Genomic DNA, 18745 nt, shown 5'->3' with positions numbered 1-18745 from the left:
CGCTTGACGGCGAGCAGGTCGAGCAGAGTGCCCGCGACGTCACCGGCCTTGCCCGAGCTAGTTCCTAGCGTGCGCTTCGCACTGCGGTTGCGGACTCAACCGCCACCGCATGGAGCTCTGCCCCAAGCGCTTGTTCGGAGATTGCGTCGAAGGACAGGAACGAACTGAGCCGAAGGAGTCGCTTGAGGAAGTCTCTCAGGACCTCGCGCTCGTTGAGACCGGTCAACGCTCCGGAAGCTTGGAGTTGGCGCCAAACCTCCAGGATCGTTCGAACCAGGGTGGGACTGCCGCCCAGAGCTGTGCGCCGCGCATAGATCTGGTCAAAAGCAGCTTCGCCGAGAATTGCGAGGGCGCCGTAGGGCTCCGCGGATCGACTGTCATGCACGAGTTGGGCGCGCCACCATAGGCGCCCGTATACGTGACGGGTGAGATCAGTGCCGAGGACTCGATCCACAGGGGGCGTCGGGAATCGCCAGAAGGCGATATCCGGCAGGAGGCACAACGCCAGGAATGCCCACATGTCGCGTGACGCAGCTTCTGCAGGGACGAGCTGCATCTCAGCGTGCAATGTGGACGCGAGTGCGCGGTCGAACGCGACTGCATCGGTCGGGGGCTCCGGGTATCCGGCCGATTCCGCGAGTTCGACCACTTTGTCTCGGAGGTCGCGCAGGGCTGACTCAGAGACGCGGTCGCCGCCGGTGGCCACGTAGACGGCGGACTCGTGGTGCGTCGTCACGCGCGCCGCAAGCGACTGGGGCTGCTCCGTCGAGTACTTGGCGAAGAGCTCCTTCGCGGGCGCGTTGAGCAGCCGAGGATACAGATGTGCCATCAGATCTCCCTGAAGAGCGAGGTGCGCGCCTGCAGTTCGGACGAGAACAGGCCCGGGGAGTGCTCGCGGAGCAGCCTGACATCCGCAACAGAGCGACCGTCGAAGACCTTCTCGAAGACGTCCGAGCAGGCTGATCCGAGCGAACCTTCGGGGTAGTCGGCCGCGACTTCGAAGTCCTCGCATTCCAGCGAGTACTCGATGAGCGTCCGAGCCACGTCGGCGCGGACTGCGGAGAGTATGGCTCGCTGAGCGGGTTTGGGTCTTGCCGCCGATTCGAACGAGCCGACTACCGCCTCGTGCGATTCGTTGATGAGCAGGAGCAAAGCGCCCATCGCCGCGCTCTCAAGACCGCCTGTGATCTGCAAGTGCCAGCCGGCGTCGGGAGGCAGGTTCGTATGGCCGAAGTCAATGACCGCCATCGGGAACTGAGCAGAGTCGCCTTGGAGGCGCAACGCCACCTCGTCCATCCAGAGCACCGAGCCCGCGCGCCTAGGCGCGGCAGGCGGGCTGTCGTCCAGGCGTGAGGCGAGCACGATCGTGGTGGTGAGCGTCAGAACGCCCCCGAGATCTGCGCCGGCAAGCTCCAACTGCAGGTCGCAGGCTTCAGACTCGCCGCTGCCCAACTTGTGTCGAGTTCCGGTCCCGCTGAGGTTTGATCCCGATGCGTTCCACACGACCGCGAGATCGAGTGGCGCGTCCGCGGGCAGACCGGACTCCCGCCGGATTCGTGCAGGCTGGAGTTCGACCGTGCGCCGAAGCTTCAGGTCGAAGTGATAGTCCCAGTCGACGAGCGCCGTAGGTAGGTCAATGGGCTCGGACTCGACGAGCATCGTCCACGACTGTCCGTCGACACAGTCCTCGGACGGAAGAAGGTACGGGAAGACTCTCACCGTGTGACCGCCGCCGTCGCCTGCAACGCGATCTCGGTGACGGTGTCCGCCGCCGGAACCACGAAAAGCTCCCATTCGCCGGGGGCGCCGACGATGGAGATCGAGGTTCCGTGGTATTCGACGCCGTCCGGGCCAAGCCAGTGGCTGACAACTGGCACGTCAGAGCCCACAGGCGGGTCGCTTTCGCGCGCCGAACCGGGCAACCCGACAGAGAGAATGGCGCGCACGGTCATCTCCACAGCCGGTGTCACGGTGAACCGTTGGACCAGAACCGCAGACCCGGCGTGCACCTCCAACGTGGGAGGCCCCGCGATCGCGGCGCGCGCGTGAGCACGAGCGCGCCGCGAGGGCTGCGGGCGTTCCGAGTCATCTCCCGTACCCGCTTGCCGACCGGAGCCGCTATTCTTCTGCGTCACCTTGCGTCGGGTGTGCGCCGGATTCGGTGCTTTCGAGACCGTGGCGCCACCGGTACCCCAGCCTCCGGGCAGGAGACTCGCAAACGCGGAGCTTGCAGCGCCCAGTGAGAATGTCGAAGACGATTCGCCTGCCCCCGTCTCGAGTTCGAAGAGCGAACTGAGCTGTTCATCGATGCGGCGAAATGTCGTGCGAATGAAGGTGCTCTCTGGCCGCTCGAGCATGCTCCAGTGCCACGCGTCATGCGTAGGTGGTTCGGCCCTGGCGTAGACGTCGTCCATCGACTCCAACCCGCGAAACACGCCTGCGTAGCCGTAGTTCTCACTCGGGGGCCGCGGGCCCTTGTAATACGTCACTACTAGTTCGGCTGGGCGCATGAGGCAGACGTGATGCAGCGACTCCTCGATGTCAACGCCCGTGGACGCCCGAGTCGGGACGATTCTGGGCATGATCCGCTTCTTGATCCCGAGCCTGCCGAGGTCGCGAACGGGGTTGCGACACGCCAGCAGCGGGGCCTCTTCTCCGCGCATGATGTCGTACGCCTGGACGAACACATCGACCGGACGAAACGAGCGTGGATCGGGCACCTGGTGCCCAGCGTTGTCGCAGGTGACCGAGAACGTCATCGGCGCTTCGGCGCCGTCCTTCCCGAGCATCTTCGGCCAGAGGTGCCACACCATTGTCTCCGCCAGGTAGTCGCCGAGCTCGTCTACCGTCAGGTCCTCGAGCACCGGGTCGATCACGACAATGGTGGTGCCGGTCTCATCGCCCTCGAAACCGCGGATTCCCAGCCGTTCTGCGAGGGTATCTGCATCGCCGTTGACCAATGGCTCCACCACGTCGTCGTCAGCGACGTCTCCCCACCAATGGCGACCCGTGTACCTACGGCGAGCATGGCTGGTCGGGTCGACTCCCTCGTAGCTCTTCCACAGCGTGCATCCGATAAGGCGTGTCTCGTATGCGCCACTTGGATGCTGGCACCGCGTGTAGATGAGCACCGTGCCTTGCTGCGCGAGAAGGTAGAAGATGCCCTTGCCAAAGCCGTAGGTTCCGCCGCCGAGCTCTTTGTCGCGCGGCTCGCCGACGTTGCGCACAAACGTGATGAAGTCTCGCGGTCCGTCAGTCACGACGTCGGCTCTCGTCGGGCCACCGAGGCCAGAGGTGCCGCGGTCGGAAATCTGCATCACCCGCAGTGGAGGCTCGTTTGGGCGCAGCCGCTGGCGCAGCGGAAAGTCCCCAGTCTCCGGCGCGCCCGACAAGAGCGCATCTCTCCATGCGGGCATCCGACCAGCCCCGACCAGCCACGTCGAGATATCAAACTCAACGGGCCCGTTCAAACCTTCTGCGCGGGCGTCCCAGCTGTTCTGCGCAGCCTCACGTACAAGGACGGTCAAGAGATCCAGCTCAGGCCGGCCCAGTTGATTGCGGATCCCCTCGGCAGCGCTCGCGCCGTCGGGAGGAAATGGCTGCGAGAACCATCGCCTCGAGTTCATGACGGCTCCTCGAGAAGCGTCAAGATTCGGTGCTCGACGGCGCTCGGAGCAAGGGGGAGGGGCAGATCACTGGAGATGTCGACGGTGTACTCGACATCCGTGACCCGTACCTCGACACCGGCTCGCTCGAGATCGGCGCTCGACAGACGCGGGAAACTCGAGTCGACGTTGTACCAGCGCTCTTCGACCACCTCGAAGCGATAGTCGTCCTCATCCTCGAGCCGAGAGGCAACGAAGCCGGCGGCCGCGAGTTTTCTCCGAACCGCCTGCTCGTCGTCTGCCAGCGTGAGTACGGTGTTCGCTAGCTCCGCCAGGCCTGTGCCAGCGGCTCCGGAGACACGCTTCAGGCGAAACCATGCGAGATGCAGCGGCGCGCCCGCGCCAGCATCGAGTTGGTCAAGTCCGTGGACTCTGAACCGGCGGCCGCTCGCGATAGTTGAACTCTTGACCTCGATGGCTCCATTCGACGCCTCAAAGTCGTGAGCAGCACCCTCCGGGCCTGTCCAGGAGTGATGTGCGCTCGTGTCGACTGCGAGCAGTCGCGCGAGCACGGTGAGTTCGCCGAACAGGCCGATCGCCTTCTCTGCGCCGAAGACATCCTTGGGGCCGGAGAACAGAGCTTTCCAGCGGTCGATGACGTCGTTCATCGCGCGGCGCGCATTCTTTGGCGCCCCAGCGAGCGCAGCGACGATCTCGTCGACGAGCTCCTCGAAGAGGTACCCGAGTTCGGGTAGGTGGCAACTGAGATCGGCGAAGTACCCGAAAGTCTTGTCATCCTCGAGTGGCAACCTCCGCAGGCGGAGTCCGGGCCCGTCGAGGTCCTTCCTCAGCCGAGTTGTGGATTTCACGGGTACCAGCAGATGGCGAATGCCGTCTGAGTCGACGCCCGCACGTACGGGGCCTTCGTCAATCTCAACAGCCAGCGCGGCAGTTCGTACGTGCCTGTGCGTACTCGGGCCTTCAGCCGCCAGTGCGCGCCATGCGCGGCTGACCTCGCCCGGCTCGCCGGTCATTCGTCGTCCCCGTCCACGGCGGTGAGGTCCTCGTCCTCGATATACACGTTGGAGAGGTCAGCGCTGACGTAGCCCTTAACCTCCGAGTCCTCACCAACCGGCGCGGGGAACACGAACCCCGCGCCGATGACGTCGACCGGAGCGTCCAGCGGCTCACGGGACTTCTCGTTGCGAACTTCGGGCTTCGAGACACGGTCAATCGGATACAGGGTGAGCAGACCGTGCTCGGGCAATTCTGATCGGCGCAACTCAAAGATCTGGTCTTCCTTGAGGCCTGTTGCCTTCTTCTTGAGGTCGATTGCTGCGTCCCTGCGGCTCATGAGAGTCTTGATGTCCGCGACAGTTGAGTTCTTGAGACGGGCACGTGTGACGCGGCCAACGGTGACCCGATCGCCGAAGGTGTAGCTCGACGCCGCGTCCTTGACGGGATTGCCAATGAGCGCGACATTCCACTTCTTCAGCGATCCCGCCCGCTGCACCCGACGTTCGATGTATGCGCGGAGCAGATCCGGCGTTGCCTCGGTCCACTCGTCATGGAACTGATACTGGGTGAGGAACTCGACGATGTGCGAGTAGTCGACGTCCCGCAGAAGGACGCGTCCGTTTCCCGCCTGCTCTGGCACGGTGCCGCCATCGAGCGCGGCGGCGACGAGCGAATCTGCGGCTTCGACGTTGCGCTGCAGCCAATCCTCGTTGAGATCGAAGTAGTGGGTCTGGACCCGCTTCTTTCCGTAGGAGGACGCGGCCGTGACGGCGTCCCGCATCTTCGCGGCGGCCGTGACGCGGAGTGCCGGGTGCGTCCGGAGACGCACCGCGAAGTCGAGCGGAGTGCGATCCTCGGTCATGTAGCTGTCGATGTCGCGGCGCATCTCGTACTCCACGGTCGCGAGATGCCGGAACCACCGGTTCAGCTCTTCGGTCATCCAGATGCGCGGCAGGTCCGCGTAGCCATGTCGGAAACCGAACCAGCGGCCCATCTGCAGCAGTGTGTCGTAGGCGGAAGCGGAGCGAACGAAGTAGCTGACGGAGAGGCCCTCGAGTGTGAGACCGCGTGAGAGCGTGTTGCCACCGACCGCGATCGCGACCACGGGACCGCTGTCGTAATCCAGTCGGTCGTCGCTGCTCGAGTTGTCCATGATTACCGAGCAGTCCTCGATGACACTCGGCAAGTGTTCGTACAGGTCATCGAACGGCACAGCTGACTCGCCGAACTCGGGAGCATCGACCATCGATGTCTCCTCGGCCCACAATCGCGACAGGGCGCTCCGGGTTTCGGGCGCGTCGATGCACGCTTTCGCTCCGTCGAGGAAGGCTTGCAGCGGCTCGCGGAAGCTGTTGTGGACCGACGTATTGACGCTCGTGTGGATGAGCATCGTGTTGTGGGGGTTTCCGGTTCCGCGTACACGCCGTGCTGATGTTGCAAGCAGGAAGTAGTTGAGAGCGCGTTCCATGGTCGCCGTGATTTCGGGAACGAATCCATCTGTCACAGCTCTGCTCGCCGGTCGCACTAGATCGATGTCCTCGTCCGGCACGATTCGGATCATGTCGTAGCCGTCGTCGACATCGTCCGCGGTCTCGCCCTCGAGCGCATGGCGTCCGAAAAGGACCTCTGTGCCGAAGTGCCCGGCCGGCTTGGGCAGGTTGACCACGAAATCGCGGGGGTACAGGTCCTCGGCGCTCGGATCGATCAGGAGATTGGCGAACGGAGACGCGGTGTAGCCGAGATAGACGCTGCGCTTGAGTGTCGCCATGATGCGCAGAATCAGAGGGTTGATCGACTTCGTGGCGACGGTGGCCTGGTCTGCCTCATCGTCGACAATGAGCGTCGGGCAGTCATCGAGGTATGAACCTGCGTGCTCGAGCCACTCCGCGAGCTTCCGGAGCACCGTCGCGTTCTTCTTGACGACGCAGATCACGTGGGTCTTGTTCTTTGCGCCGAAGTACGAAGCCGGATTGGCGAGCGGCGTGAAGTCGTGGTCGAGTTCTGTGAGCTGGGACCACAGCGCCGGGTTCGGCTCCACCAGTTGCGAGACGAGCCGCTTCTGTGTCTGTCGCCTCAGGCCGTTGTGGATTCCCGAGAGGACGATGAACAGCTTGTAGCCGCGGTCGGCTGCCTTGGCGATCACCGAGGTGAAACTGGTGGTCTTACCTGACTGGACGTACCCGACGACGAGGCCCTTGCTGGCAAAGGCCGCCTCCTTGGGGTGATTCAGCAGAGACATGATCCGCGTCGAGGACGAATCGAGCGAGTCGATGCCAGCGCTGTCCCAACCACTCCTTGTCAACGCCGCCGATACCGCTGGCCAGCACTTGTCGCTCGGTTGCGGGCCCGTGTACCACGTGTCGCGATTCCCGTTGATCACCGTCCGGGGGATCTCCATCTCCCGAATCTTGAGCATCTCCGACTCGTGTCGTGCGACGACAGCCTCGACCTTGCTCTCATCTGCCCCAAACATGCGAATCTTCCGGAGCGCGTCGGCCGGCGTGTAGATCTCAAGGAGCTCGCGGAATGTGGCGTAGAGGTCGTCGATCTCGTCTGTCATCTTTCTGAAGTGCTCCAAGTTGATCTGGGCTGGTGCGGTGTCGACGCCGGAGTCGTCGCCGACAACTGCGTTGTCTGTATGTGGAGACTACCCAGCGATGTGCGAGTTGCGGTGGGACCTGTCAAGGTCCCGAGCCATCTCAGTCTCGGCGCGTACACTCCATGCATCGTTTCGCACGGGGGAGTGCCCTTGACCATCCGAGTTCTCGATCTATTCGCCGGCGCTGGCGGGCTGACCGCCGGGCTCCACTCGGCGACCGCCGGGTTCTCGACGGTAGCCGCGGTGGAGATGGACATCGCGGCGGCCGCTACCTTCGACGCGACGTTTGGCGAGGGCATCGTCGAGGCCCGCCCCATCGAGGAATGGCTCGTCGACGGGAATGTGCCCACATCCGTGGACGTGGTTGTCGGCGGACCTCCCTGCCAAGGCTTCTCGACTCTGGGAAAGCGCGACGTCGAAGACGTGCGCAACTCGTTGTGGCGACGCTACGCCGAGACGATCCTGCGTACCGGCCCCAAGTACTTCGTCATCGAGAACGTCGAAGCATTCCAGAGGTCGATCGAGTTTCAGAAGCTCACTGACGAGACCTCGACCGGAGTGCTCCGCGACTACGACTTCGTCCATGGCGTGCTGAACGCCGCGGACTACGGCGCGCCCCAGGCGCGTCGGCGAGCCATCGTCATCGGCCGGCACCGCGACCTGCCGAATCCGGGTTTGCCGCTCCCGACGCACGCCAGAGAGGAGATGCTCGGGCTGGACCGCCACAAGACCGTCGGCGAGGCGTTCGCTGGCATCCCAGTGGAGCCGGACATGGATGCTGTCTTCGGGTCTCGCTTCCACGACTTCGGTGGAAAGCGATTCGATGGCGCCTTCAGCCCGCGCGAACTCCACTGGAGCCGTGACTACCGGCAGCTCTCTCTCGATCGCTTCCGCGCAATCCCCGCAGGCGGGAACCGGTTCGACCTCCCCTGGGAGCTTCAGGCTCCCTGCTGGCGCAAGCATCAGTCCGGCTCGGCCGACGTCATGGGCAGGCTCCGTCGCGACCGCCCGTCCGTGACGATCCGTACGGAGTTCTTCAAGCCTGAGAAGGGTCGCTACATCCACCCGACCGCGGACCGTGCGATCACCCACTACGAGGCGGCCGTGCTCCAGGGCTTCCCGAGCACGCATCGATTCGTCGGATCGCGCACGGCAATCGCGCGTCAGATCGGCAATGCGGTGCCCATCGCGCTCGGTGCCGCCATCGGTCGGCACCTCGCGGCCGCACTCGCGAAGGCCGAGGAGCCCGAGAGCCGCGCAGCCTAGGCCTGCTCGAGGTATTCCTTGAACGTCAACCCGAGCCGGTATGGATCGGGACGGTCCTTGCGCGACTTGGGCACGACGGAAAGTGATCGACCGGGCAGTTCCAACAGCGCGTGCTCCCACACCGGTCCATCGGTCACCTCGAGCACGTCCTTCCGCACGTGCAGCCGCAGATCCTCGTCGATGCCGATCTGACGGTTGTCGTAGGCGCGATGGTGGATCGAGCACAGCGCGAGCCCGTTCTCCACGACGGGTTGGCCGTTCGGATCCTTGTCGCCGCGGATGTGCGCCGCGTCCAACAGCGTCGCCTCGGGCAGTGCACAGATGGCGCACCGCTCGTCGTACGCGCTCATCACGAGCGCCCGGAAGCGCGGCTGGTGCAATCTCCGCTGCACCAGTGCCTCGGTCCACTTGCGCTCAACCGTCGAGCTTGACGTCGACAGTGGCACCCGACCCTCCGACAAGGCGATGGTGAACTCTTCGCTCGAGTCGTCGCGGGCGATGGGCACCACCATGCCCACGGGCAGGTACGTGTACGGCATGGGCTTGTAGAAGTAGAGCAGCGGGACGCCGTCGGCGTGCGCCTGGAACAGCTTGGAGTTCGACGAATCGACGTTGCCGTGCTTGTTGATGCAGTACGGGTACTGCCAGACGCCGGGCTGGGTCTCGCGGTCGGGATACTTCCCGTTCTCCGTGGTGGTCACGGAGAGGGTGTAGCGCCAATCGCCCGGGTTGCGGATGCCTCGGCCCTGCGGGTCGATGAGGGGCAACCTCTCGCCGTCGATTTCGTACCCCAGCAGCCAGTCGCGGTGGAGCGGCACGGTGCCGTCGTTGCTCGCCGCCATCACGTCCGCGTAGATGCGTGTCCGCGTGATGTCGCCGTCCTCGATCATGCCCAAAGCTTCCCAGCCCGCGCGCGCCAGCGCCAACCACCGCATCGTCCCCGGCCAACACCCACCGGAATACTTGCGCCCTGCGAGGTGTTGGCCGCCCCATGACCACCATCGGAATCATCGGCTCCGGCAACATCGGCTCGAACGTCGCGCGCGCGGCCATCGCGGCCGGCTACGACGTCCTCCTGTCGAACAGCCGCGGGCCGGAGACGCTCGCGGACCTCATCGAGGAGCTCGGCGCGCGCGCCGAGGCCGTCCAGCCCGCGCAGGCCGCCGCCGAGGCCGACCTGGTCCTCGTCGCCGTCCCGCTGCGCGCGATCCGCGACCTGCCGCTCGACGCGCTCGCCGGCAAGGTGGTCATGGACGCGAACAACTACTACCCGCAGCGCGACGGCCGCATCGCGGCGCTCGACGCGAACGAGTCGACCACCTCCCAGCTGCTCCAGGACCTCATCCCCGCCGCGCGCGTGGTCAAGGCCTTCAACCACATCTACGCGCGCGAGATCCCCACCACCGGTCTGCCCGCCGGGGACCCCGAGCGCCGCGCCCTGGCCATCGCGGGAGGGGACGACGCTGCGAAGGCCCTCGTCGCATCGTTCCTGGATTCCTTGGGTTTCGACGCCGTCGACCTGGGTCCGCTGTCCGAGTCGTGGCGCGTCGAGCGCGACACCCCGGCCTACGGCCCGCGCGTCACGCGCGCCCAGCTCGAGGCGATCCTGCCCACGGTCGAGCGCGTCCGCCAGATCTAGCCCCCGACCCCTCGGCGTGCGCCCCGGCCGCCGCACCCACCCCCGCAAGTTGAGAGAGAAGTCATGCACGCACTGATCCACCGTGAGTTCGGCGACCCCGCCCACGTCCTGTCCCTCGAGGAGGTCGCGACCCCCGAGCCCGGCCCGGGCGAGGTCCGCGTCCGCCTGCTCCTGTCGCCCATTCACAACCACGACCTGTGGACCGTCCGCGGCACCTACGGCGTCAAGCCCGAGCTGCCCGCCCGCGCGGGCACGGAGGCCGTGGGCGTGGTCGACGCGCTCGGCGAGGGCGTCACCCACCTCGAGGTGGGGCAGCGGGTCGCGACCGGCGCGACGTTCGGCGTGTGGGCCGAGTCCTTCATCGCCAAGGCGGCCGCGCTGCTGCCCGTGCCCGAGGGCGTGCCCGACGAGGTCGCCGCGCAGCTGGTCGCCATGCCCTTCTCCGCGATCAGCCTGCTCGACTCGCTGGGCCTCGAGCCGGGGGAGTGGCTCATCCAGAACGCCGCCAACGGCGCCGTGGGCCGCCTGGTCGCGCAGCTCGCCGTCGCGCGCGGCATCAACGTGGTGGGCCTGGTCCGCCGCGCCGAGGGCGTCGGCGAGCTGGCCGCGCAGGGCATCGAGCGCATCGTCGCCACCGACTCCGACGGCTGGCGGGACCGCGTCGCGCAACTGACCGGGGGTGCTCCCATCCGCGCCGGCGTCGAGTCCGTGGGCGGCAAGGCGGCCGGCGACGTGCTGTCACAGCTCGCGGTCGGCGGAACCCTGGTGGTCTTCGGCGCCATGGCCTCGCCCGTATTGGAGCTGGGCTCCGGCGACCTCATCTTCAAGCAGGCGACCGTGCGCGGCTTCTGGGGCTCCCAGGTGAGCCAGGCCATGCCCGCCGAGCAGCGCGGCCGCCTCATGCAGGAGCTGTTCGCGCGCCTCGCCGAGGGCGCCCTCACCCTCCCCGTCGAGGCCACCTACCCGCTGAGCGAGATTGCCGATGCGGCGCGCGCCAACTTTGTGACCGGCCGCGCGGGCAAGGTGCTGCTGAGGCCTTAGGGGAGTGCGGGGTCGGGCGGCGCATCGTCCGGGGACGATGCGCCGGTCGGCCGTGTCGGTGACCCTCGCTAGGCTGGGGTCCAGCGAAAATCCGGCAACGGCGGGCCACTCCGTCGGGGCTTCAACGGCGAAGGCGGACCCCTCTCATGCGTGACAACAACCCGATGGACGGCTACCGGGCGGCCGAACCGCACCAGGGCTACGTGGCCGGCCAGCCCTACGGTGGGTACGTCGAGTCCCAGAATCAGGCGGGGGAGCAGGCGCCGCCGGCTCCGCCGTACGCGGCGCAGCGCCCGGAGCCCTACGAGGTGCCGGGCCAGCAGCAGTCGTTCGGCCAGCAGTCCTTCGGCCAGCAGCCCGCGCAGCCGCACGGCCAGCCGTACGCCGCTCCCGGGCCGCACGGCGGGGCCACGACCGAGAAGAACTGGATGGCCATCGTCGCCCTCGTCGGCGCGCTGCTCGTCTTCGCGCCGTTGGGCATCATCTTCGGCCACCTGGGTCGCTCGGCCGCGGCGCAGGGGCGCGCCACCAACCGCGGTCTTGCCACCGCGGGCATGGTGGTCGGCTACGTCGGCACGGCGATCTGGCTGTTTGCAATCGCGGCCTGACCCGGCGAGGACCCTGCGCCAGCCGCGGCGGCCCTGCGGCCCCCGCGTCGGCCCCGGCCCCGACGCTCCAGGTTCGCCGCCACCCCTTGCGCCTTGGTTCGAGATGTGTCTAAATAGAGATACATCAAATCAAGCCGTGGCGACGGCGCGAGGGCCGCACCCGGGCCGCCCGTGCATCGTCCGGTGTCACGCCCAAGGAGGCTGACATGACCACCGACACCCGACCCGACCACGAGCCCGTCCCGATCAACATCGAGGCGCACACCATCGCGCCCGAGCTCGCCGAGCGCGCCGCGACCGTCCTCAAGGCCGTCGCGGACCCGCTGCGGCTGCGCATCGTCGCCCTCATCGCCTCGGCGCCGGGCGGCGAGGTCTCCGCGAACGACATCAACGGGCTCTCGGATGTGTCCGGCCCGACCGTCTCGCATCACCTCAAGACCCTGAAGGACGCGGGGCTCGTCACGGCCGACCGCCGCGGCACCTGGGTCTACTACCGCGTCGCCGAGCCGTTCGTCACCACGGTCCGCGCGCTGCTCGAGACCCTGGTCCCCGCGGCCGCGACCGTCCACACGTTCCGCGCGACCGAGCTCGAGAGCGTCGATCGCGCGCTCGCGGCCGTCACGCAGTCCCTGCACGAGATCTTCCCGGAGCTGGGGGAGCGGGTGGTCGATCGCATCGTCCGCGAGTCGTACGCCGCCCTCGCCCGCCGCGCCGCCATCAAGCAGCACCTGGTCCCGCTCACCCGGCACTTCGCGCGCCAGCGCCTGGTGGACCTGCGCAAGGTCGAGAACCCCGACGCCGACCACGCGCCGCAGATCCTGTTCGTCTGCGTCCAGAACGCCGGGCGCTCGCAGCTCGCCGCCGCGCTGGTGCACCACTACGCCGGCGACCAGGTCGAGGTCCGCTCGGCCGGTTCGATGCCCGCGGCCGACGTCCACGCCGCCGTCCGCCCCCACCTCGACGAGCTGGGCACCGCCGAAGGCGCCTTCCCCAAGCCCCTGACGGACGATGCGGTGCGCGCCTCCGACGTGGTCATCACCATGGGTTGCGGCGACGTGTGTCCCATCTACCCTGGAAAGCGATACGAAGACTGGCAGGTGGGCGACCCGGCGCTCGCCTCCGAAGCAGGCGTCGCGGCCATCCGCGACGACATCGACGAGCGTGTCCGGGCGCTGCTCGGCGAGCTCGTCCCCGACCTCGAGATCACCCCGCTACGAAAGGCATCCGCATGACCGACAAGCCCTCCGCACTCTTCGTCTGCATCCACAACGCGGGCCGTTCCCAGATGGCCGCCGGCTACCTGCGCCACCTGTCCGGCGGCGCGGTGGAGGTCCGCTCGGCCGGCTCGATGCCCGCGGACCAGATCAACCCCGTCGCGGTCGAGGCGATGCTCGAGGAGGGCATCGACATCCGCCAGGAGAGCCCCAAGGTGCTCACCGACGAGGCCGTCGAGGCCTCGGACGTGGTCATCACCATGGGCTGCGGCGACGTGTGCCCCTTCTACCCGGGCAAGCGCTACGAGGACTGGAAGCTCGACGACCCGGCCGGCCAGGGCATCGAGTCCGTCCGCCCCATTCGCGACGAGATCAAGGGCCGCATCCTGGGCCTCCTCGAGTCCCTCGGGGTCCCGGCGGTCGCCTGACCCTTGGCGGGGGACGATGCTCGGGTCGCCCGGGCATCGTCCCCCGGCTTCTCGTGTGGTGATCTCTGTCACATGGTGCCGAAACTGGTGTTGCGGTGCCGGCCGGTCGCGCCCGGGTCGGGCAGGATGTCCTCCACGACAGCAACGTCGCTGCCTCGAGGAGAACGCATGACCCCCCTGACCGCCACCACCCTTCCGCCTGCGCGCACGGCCGCCGGCTGCGGATCGCGCGAGCTGCGCAACGGCGTGACCGAGTCCGTCGAGCGCGCCTGGAGCACGGACGGGCGCGGGCTGCCGCTCCTGGTGGGAGCCTGCCGCGACCTGGTCGCCGGCGAGGTCGAGGTGCTCGCGCTCGAGCTGGGCGCGGACCTGGTGGTCGTCGACGTGTCCGAGCTCGAGAACGGCGAGTTCCGCGGCGACGGCCCGGGCTTCGGCGCGTCGCTGTCCGGCGGGCCCGGCGGCGAGGGCGCGCGGGTGCGCGTGACCGAGCGGCGCGTGCCGCGCTGGCTCGCGGGTGTGTGCGGGCGCGCCGACGTGCGGCCGCTCATCCTCCACCTCGAGGGCATCGACCGCGCCAACCCGGCCGCCGTGGCCGCGCTCACGCTGCTGGCGCGCCGCCGCGTGTTCGCCGGCGGCGGTCCGGCGCTCGCGCGCGAGGTGCGGATCATCGCCTCGGCATCGCCGGCCGGCCTCGACGCGGCCGCGGGGGGCGTGCGCGAGGAGCTCGTCGGGGTTTTCACCCCGGTCGTCGTGCACGACTGAGGGGTGTACGGAGGGCGGCGTGCGCATCGTCCCCGGTCCTGCCGGTAGATTCGTGGCGTGTCCTTCGACTGGTCGTCACTGCTCCCGGCGCTGATCGTCGCCATCGTGGCGGGCGCGACCGCCGGCGTCGCTCTCGACATCGCGCGCCGCGTCGAGGAGGTGCGCGGTCAGCACCGCCGCTTCGACGAGGCCGCCCCCGCCGCGCTCGCCACCGCCCAGGAGATCCTGGTGGTCGGGCTGCCCAAGGATCCGTCCTCGCTGGTGCCGCCGGACAACTTCGTGCGCAGCCTGCGCGAGCAGGTGGTGCAGCTGCGCGGCGGCTCGCGCGCCGGTTTCGAGACCTACCCGGCCATCGACATGCTCCATGAGATGACCCGGCTGCTCGAGAACCTGGCCGTCCGCGGCCGCGCGATCGACGGCACGCTGCACGCCGTCCTGTCGCCGGGCCGCTCGGAGGCCGAGGTCCGCCTCTACACCAAGCTCGCCCGCCAGGCCATCCAGAAGGACCCCCGCCCCGCCGAGGACGTGCCGCGCATCGAGTCCGAGGACGTGCAGAAGATCGTCGACGGCACCTACGGGCTCACCGACGACATCCTCAAGTACCGCGAGATCCAGGAGCGGCTGCACGACGCGCGCGACGCGTTCGTGGACCACTGGTGGGCGGTGCGCCAGATGCGCCTCGACGCCGGCACGCGGCTCGCGAGCGCGGGGCACCTCGAGGGGGCGTGGGCGCGCGCGAAGGCGCGCCGCGAGATCGAGGCTCAGCTCAAGAAGGACGTTCACGCCGACTTCGCCCGCCAGTGGAAGCGGATCGAGGCTGGGGTGCGGAGGCCGTAGGGGCGTCGCGCGTGGTGCGGCGCGCTTGTTGTGGCGGCGCGGGCCGTTGGCGCTGCGCTTGGCGTAGGCCGTTGGCGCGGCGCGCGCCGTGGCCGGGGCGCGCATCGGCCGTGTCCCGGGACCTCGGGGATAGGGTGACGCCATGGAGACCGTCGCGCCCGCCCAGTTCATTCACGTCGCGAACCGCCACCCGCTGAGCGACGAGGAGCGCGGCCGCCTCATGGAGGCGCCGGTCTTCGGCAAGGTGTTCACCGACCACATGGCGCGCATGACCTGGCGCGAGGGCGAGGGGTGGCGCGAGCGGCGCATCTCCGCCTTCGGGCCGCTGCCCATGCATCCCGGCGCGGCGGTGCTGCACTACGCGCAGCAGGTGTTCGAGGGGCTCAAGGCGTACCGCCACGAGGACGGCTCGGTGTGGCTGTTCCGTCCCGAGATGAATGCGGCGCGCCTCGCGGCCTCCGCGCGGCGCCTCGCGCTGCCCGAGGTGAGCGAGGAGGACTTCCTCGCCGCGGTCTCCGGCCTCATCGAGGCGGACGCCGCGTGGGTGCCGTCCGGCTACGGCTCGAGCCTGTACTTGCGACCGTTCCTCATGGCCACCGAGCCCAGCCTGCTCGTCCAGCCCGCGGACACGGTCGACTTCGTGGTGACCGCGTCGCCCGTGGGCGCGTACATGGCGGCGGCCGGCGAGGGCGTCTCGATCTGGGTCTCCCGCGACTTCCACCGCGCGACCATCGGCGGCACCGGCGAGGCCAAGACCGCCGGCAACTACGCCGCATCGATGCTGCCCCAGGGCGAGGCCGCCGAGCACGGCTGCAAGCAGGTGCTGTTCCTCGACGCCAAGGAGTCCCGGTACATCGAGGAGCTGGGCGGGATGAACGTGGTGATCGTGCGCTCGGACGGCTCGGTGCTCACGCCGCGCCTGAGCGGCACGATTCTCCCCGGCGTCACTCGTGACTCGATTCTGACGCTGCTGCGCGACGAGGGCCGCTCCGTGGAGGAGCGCGACATCGAGCTCTCCGAGGTGATCGAGGGCATCGAGTCGGGGGAGATCGGCGAGATCTTCGCGTGCGGCACCGCCGCCGTGGTGACGCCCATCGCGCGCCTGGTCTCCGACGACTTCGACGTGACGGTCGCGGACGGCTCCGCGGGCTTCGTCGCGAGCACCGTGGGGCCGCGCCTCACCGACATCCAGTACGGCCGGGCCGAGGACCCGCACGGCTGGATGCGCCGCGTCCTGTAGCGACGGCGCGCTGCTCGCCGCGAGGCCCCGTGCGCCCCGAGCCCCCGCCCCCCCCCGGAATGGGTAGAAGAGCGTCGCTTTCGCGAGGTTGCTGCGCCTGAGGGGTAGCTGGTTGTCGTTTCACGGTGCCGAGCGGCTCCGTCGACAGGCAGCGTGGGGGTTCTCTTCGCGGCGCTAGCCGAATTTAAGCGTTTTGGGCGGTCGGCTCGCGCTGCGCCCAAAACGCATGAATTCGGCTAGCGTGCCGAAACAAGATCCCCTGTGCTCCCGCGTTTGGATGCGGCTCGCACGGGGCCGCGCCGGCGGGGCGTCAGGCGGGCGAGTGGAGACTCAGGCCGCGAGGTCGAGCTTCGCCAGCGCGAGCAGTTCCGCGGAGCCAGCGTTGCCTCCGGTGCACGCGAACGCCGCGACGCCGGGGGTGGAAGGGGCGCCCGCACCGGAAGCACCCGCACGCGCTCCGCGCACCACGCCGCGGTCGCGGTCCTGCAGGATGCCCGCGAGCCCCGCAGCGCCGGCACCCTCGCATAGGGTGTGGGCGTCGTGCGCCATGGTGGCGATGGCGTCGCGAAGCTCGGCCTCGCTCACCAGCAGGAAGTCGTCGAGGCCGTCGCGCAGGATCGCCTGCGGCGTCGCGAAGCCGACGCCGGTCGCGAGGCCGGCGGCCAGGGTGTCCGCGTCGGCCGTGACCAGCTCGCCGGACTTCCAGGAGCGGTACGCCGCCGGCGCGCCGGCGGCCTGGACGCCGACGACGCGGGTGGACGGGGAGATCGCGTCGCGCACCAGCACCGCGCCCGCGGCGCCGGAGCCCGAGCCGACCGGGACATACAGCGTGTCGATCTCGGGGTACTGGGTGAGAAGTTCCAGGTAGACCGTGCCGTGGCCGTGCACGATGCCGGCCTCGTTGCCGGGGTTCACAAAGTAGGCCCCGGACTGCTCGGCGAGCGACGCGGCGTAGGTTGCCGCATCGTTCATCGAGGCGCCCACGAGGGCGACGGACGCGCCCAGGGCGCGAACCGCATCGGCCTTGAATTCGGGGGTGGTGGCCGGCATGACGATCGTGGCGGCGACGCTCGCCGCGCGGCTCGCGTAGGCGAGCGACTGCGCGTGGTTGCCGGTCGAGACCGTCACGAGGCCGGCGGCGCGCTGCTCCGCGGAGAGGCCCGCGAGCAGGGTGAGCCCGCCGCGAACCTTGAAGGCGCCGGTGGGCTGCACGTTCTCGTGCTTGACGATGACGCGGCGGCCGGCGCGCTCGTCGAGGAGCGGGTACGACCAGGCGGGGGTCCGGGGCAGCTTGGCGGACAGCAGGTTGGCGGCGTTGAGGATTCCCTCGAAGGTCGGCGCGGTCATGACTCCATGGTCCGTCCGCTTGATTCATATGTCTAATGAGTGCTTTCTTTGAATCGCATTGATACGGTGAATGCATGATCGATGTGTCCCGGCTCGAGGTCCTCGTCACGCTCGCCCGCGAGGGCTCCGTCACCGCCGCCGCCGACGAGCTCCACCTCTCCCAGCCCACCGTCTCCCACCACCTGCGACGGCTCGAGGCGGAGACGGGCGCGACGCTCGTCACCCGCGTGGGCCGCGGCGTCCGCCTCACCGAGGCCGGCGAGCGGCTCGCCCGTCGCGGCGAGGAGATCCTGGGCCTGCTCTCCGTGGCCGATGCGGAACTCGCCGCCGCGACCTCCCTCCAGACCGGCACGGTGCGGCTGGCGGTGTTCCCCTCGGGCGTGGCCACGCTGGGTCCGCGGATCCTGGGCGAGCTGGCCGAGCGCCATCCGGGGCTGTCGCTCGACCTGCGCGAGGCCGAGCCGCCGGAGGCCGAGAAGCTCCTGCTCGCGGGCGAGGTGGACCTCGCGATCGCGTTCCGCTACCCGCAGCAGGAGTCGACGTCCGCGGTGAACGTCGAGGTGATGGGGGAGGACCCTCTGTATCTCGTGACGGCCGCGGGCCCGGGCGCGGCGGGCGCGGCGGGCGCGGATGGCGCCGAGGCGGGCGCGGCCCCGGCCGGCCAGCGAGCGGTCGGCACGATGCCCGCGGTCACCATCCCCGAGCTCGCCCGCTTCGCCGACGACACCTGGATGGCCGGCTGCGAACGCTGCCGCGGCTACCTCATGAGCACGTGCGAGCGGGCGGGCTTCGAGCCGCGCATCGCCTTCGCGTCGGACGACTACGTGGCCGCCCAGGCGCTCATCGCCGTGGGTCACGGTGTGACCGTGCTGCCGCGGATGGCGCTCGCGGCCCACCGCCATCCGGGTGTCGCTCTCACGCCGGTCGAGGGAGCCTCGCGAGCCATCACCCTGCTCACGCTGGGGCGGCCGCCGCTCCCGCCGGCGCTCGCCGCGGTCGCCGAGATCGCGCGCGAGGCGTGCTCGGGGACCGTCGTCTAGATCGCGGAACGACAACCAGCTACCCCTCACGCGCAGCAACCTGGCGAAACCGACCACCATCTACCCATTTCGGGTCGGGCGCGGTGGGGCGGGGCGGGGCGG

At 68.7% G+C, this 18745-nt stretch carries 17 protein-coding genes; 10 read left to right on the top strand and 7 right to left on the bottom strand.

Translation table 11 applies throughout. The annotated features are described in order from the left end of the window. Positions 1-64: 64 nt before the first annotated feature. The 5 genes from AOM03_RS05245 to AOM03_RS05225 are packed head-to-tail and all read right to left on the bottom strand — an operon-like array spanning position 65 to position 7182. Positions 65-829, bottom strand: a complete 765-nt coding sequence (locus tag AOM03_RS05245; RefSeq protein WP_062378853.1) for a DUF6339 family protein — start codon at positions 827-829, stop codon at positions 65-67. Beyond that, entirely contained in the window at positions 829-1659 is an 831-nt protein-coding gene (locus tag AOM03_RS12975) for a hypothetical protein (protein ID WP_227589889.1), read from the bottom strand. The genes AOM03_RS05245 and AOM03_RS12975 overlap by 1 nt, the downstream gene beginning before the upstream one ends. 56 nt (positions 1660-1715) lie before the next feature. Continuing rightward, positions 1716-3626: a hypothetical protein gene (locus tag AOM03_RS05235; RefSeq protein WP_156157620.1), complete on the bottom strand. Its 1911-nt coding sequence runs from the start codon at positions 3624-3626 to the stop codon at positions 1716-1718. Then, positions 3623-4639 (bottom strand): PD-(D/E)XK motif protein, encoded by a 1017-nt coding sequence (locus AOM03_RS05230; protein WP_082092126.1) that lies wholly within the window; start codon positions 4637-4639, stop codon positions 3623-3625. Before AOM03_RS05230 ends, AOM03_RS05235 begins: the two co-directional genes overlap by 4 nt. Next, on the bottom strand, positions 4636-7182 hold the full coding sequence (locus AOM03_RS05225; protein WP_062378845.1) for a Z1 domain-containing protein: 2547 nt from the start codon (positions 7180-7182) through the stop codon (positions 4636-4638). The genes AOM03_RS05230 and AOM03_RS05225 overlap by 4 nt, the downstream gene beginning before the upstream one ends. 183 nt (positions 7183-7365) lie before the next feature. Here AOM03_RS05225 and AOM03_RS05220 point away from each other — a divergent pair, with 183 nt between their 5' ends. Further along, positions 7366-8487: a DNA cytosine methyltransferase gene (locus AOM03_RS05220; protein WP_062378843.1), complete on the top strand. Its 1122-nt coding sequence runs from the start codon at positions 7366-7368 to the stop codon at positions 8485-8487. On the opposite strand, the gene AOM03_RS05215 is transcribed toward AOM03_RS05220, so the two are convergent. Beyond that, a complete protein-coding gene (locus AOM03_RS05215) occupies positions 8484-9377 on the bottom strand; it encodes an HNH endonuclease (protein ID WP_062378841.1) in 894 nt (297 codons plus the stop codon). The genes AOM03_RS05220 and AOM03_RS05215 overlap by 4 nt on opposite strands. A 101-nt stretch (positions 9378-9478) precedes the next feature. On the opposite strand from AOM03_RS05215, the gene AOM03_RS05210 reads away from it, so the two are divergent. The 8 genes from AOM03_RS05210 to AOM03_RS05175 all read left to right on the top strand — a co-directional run bounded on the left by AOM03_RS05210 (position 9479) and on the right by AOM03_RS05175 (position 16256). Next, positions 9479-10126: an NADPH-dependent F420 reductase gene (locus tag AOM03_RS05210; RefSeq protein WP_062378838.1), complete on the top strand. Its 648-nt coding sequence runs from the start codon at positions 9479-9481 to the stop codon at positions 10124-10126. A 63-nt stretch (positions 10127-10189) separates the two neighbouring features. After that, positions 10190-11167, top strand: coding sequence for a zinc-binding dehydrogenase (locus tag AOM03_RS05205; RefSeq protein ID WP_062378835.1), 978 nt, complete (start codon positions 10190-10192; stop codon positions 11165-11167). Between the two features lie 146 nt (positions 11168-11313). Continuing rightward, positions 11314-11775 carry a DUF4190 domain-containing protein gene (locus AOM03_RS05200; RefSeq protein WP_062378832.1) on the top strand — a complete coding sequence of 154 codons (462 nt, stop codon included), beginning with the start codon at positions 11314-11316 and terminating at the stop codon, positions 11773-11775. Between the two features lie 206 nt (positions 11776-11981). Further along, positions 11982-13007 (top strand): metalloregulator ArsR/SmtB family transcription factor, encoded by a 1026-nt coding sequence (locus tag AOM03_RS05195; RefSeq protein WP_062378830.1) that lies wholly within the window; start codon positions 11982-11984, stop codon positions 13005-13007. Continuing rightward, positions 13004-13417 carry an arsenate reductase ArsC gene (locus AOM03_RS05190; RefSeq protein ID WP_062378827.1) on the top strand — a complete coding sequence of 138 codons (414 nt, stop codon included), beginning with the start codon at positions 13004-13006 and terminating at the stop codon, positions 13415-13417. Before AOM03_RS05195 ends, AOM03_RS05190 begins: the two co-directional genes overlap by 4 nt. Before the next feature lie 168 nt (positions 13418-13585). Next, on the top strand, positions 13586-14179 hold the full coding sequence (locus AOM03_RS05185) for a hypothetical protein (RefSeq protein WP_062378825.1): 594 nt from the start codon (positions 13586-13588) through the stop codon (positions 14177-14179). Between the two features lie 57 nt (positions 14180-14236). Then, positions 14237-15016 carry a hypothetical protein gene (locus AOM03_RS05180; protein WP_062378823.1) on the top strand — a complete coding sequence of 260 codons (780 nt, stop codon included), beginning with the start codon at positions 14237-14239 and terminating at the stop codon, positions 15014-15016. Positions 15017-15158: 142 nt separating this feature from the next. Then, positions 15159-16256, top strand: coding sequence for a branched-chain amino acid aminotransferase (locus AOM03_RS05175; RefSeq protein WP_062378820.1), 1098 nt, complete (start codon positions 15159-15161; stop codon positions 16254-16256). 330 nt (positions 16257-16586) lie between these two features. Here AOM03_RS05175 and AOM03_RS05170 read toward each other — a convergent pair whose 3' ends face one another. Continuing rightward, positions 16587-17603, bottom strand: coding sequence for a threonine ammonia-lyase (locus tag AOM03_RS05170; RefSeq protein WP_062378818.1), 1017 nt, complete (start codon positions 17601-17603; stop codon positions 16587-16589). 74 nt (positions 17604-17677) lie between these two features. Between AOM03_RS05170 and AOM03_RS05165 the strand changes: the two genes are divergently transcribed. After that, entirely contained in the window at positions 17678-18643 is a 966-nt protein-coding gene (locus AOM03_RS05165) for a LysR family transcriptional regulator (RefSeq protein ID WP_062378816.1), read from the top strand. Positions 18644-18745: the final 102 nt, after the last annotated feature.

Source organism: Demequina pelophila, assembly GCF_000971175.1.
GTDB classification, from domain to species: Bacteria; Actinomycetota; Actinomycetes; order Actinomycetales; family Demequinaceae; genus Demequina; species Demequina pelophila.
The sequence above is the reverse complement of the archived record's forward strand: the minus strand, read 5'-3'. Positions and strand labels throughout refer to the sequence as shown.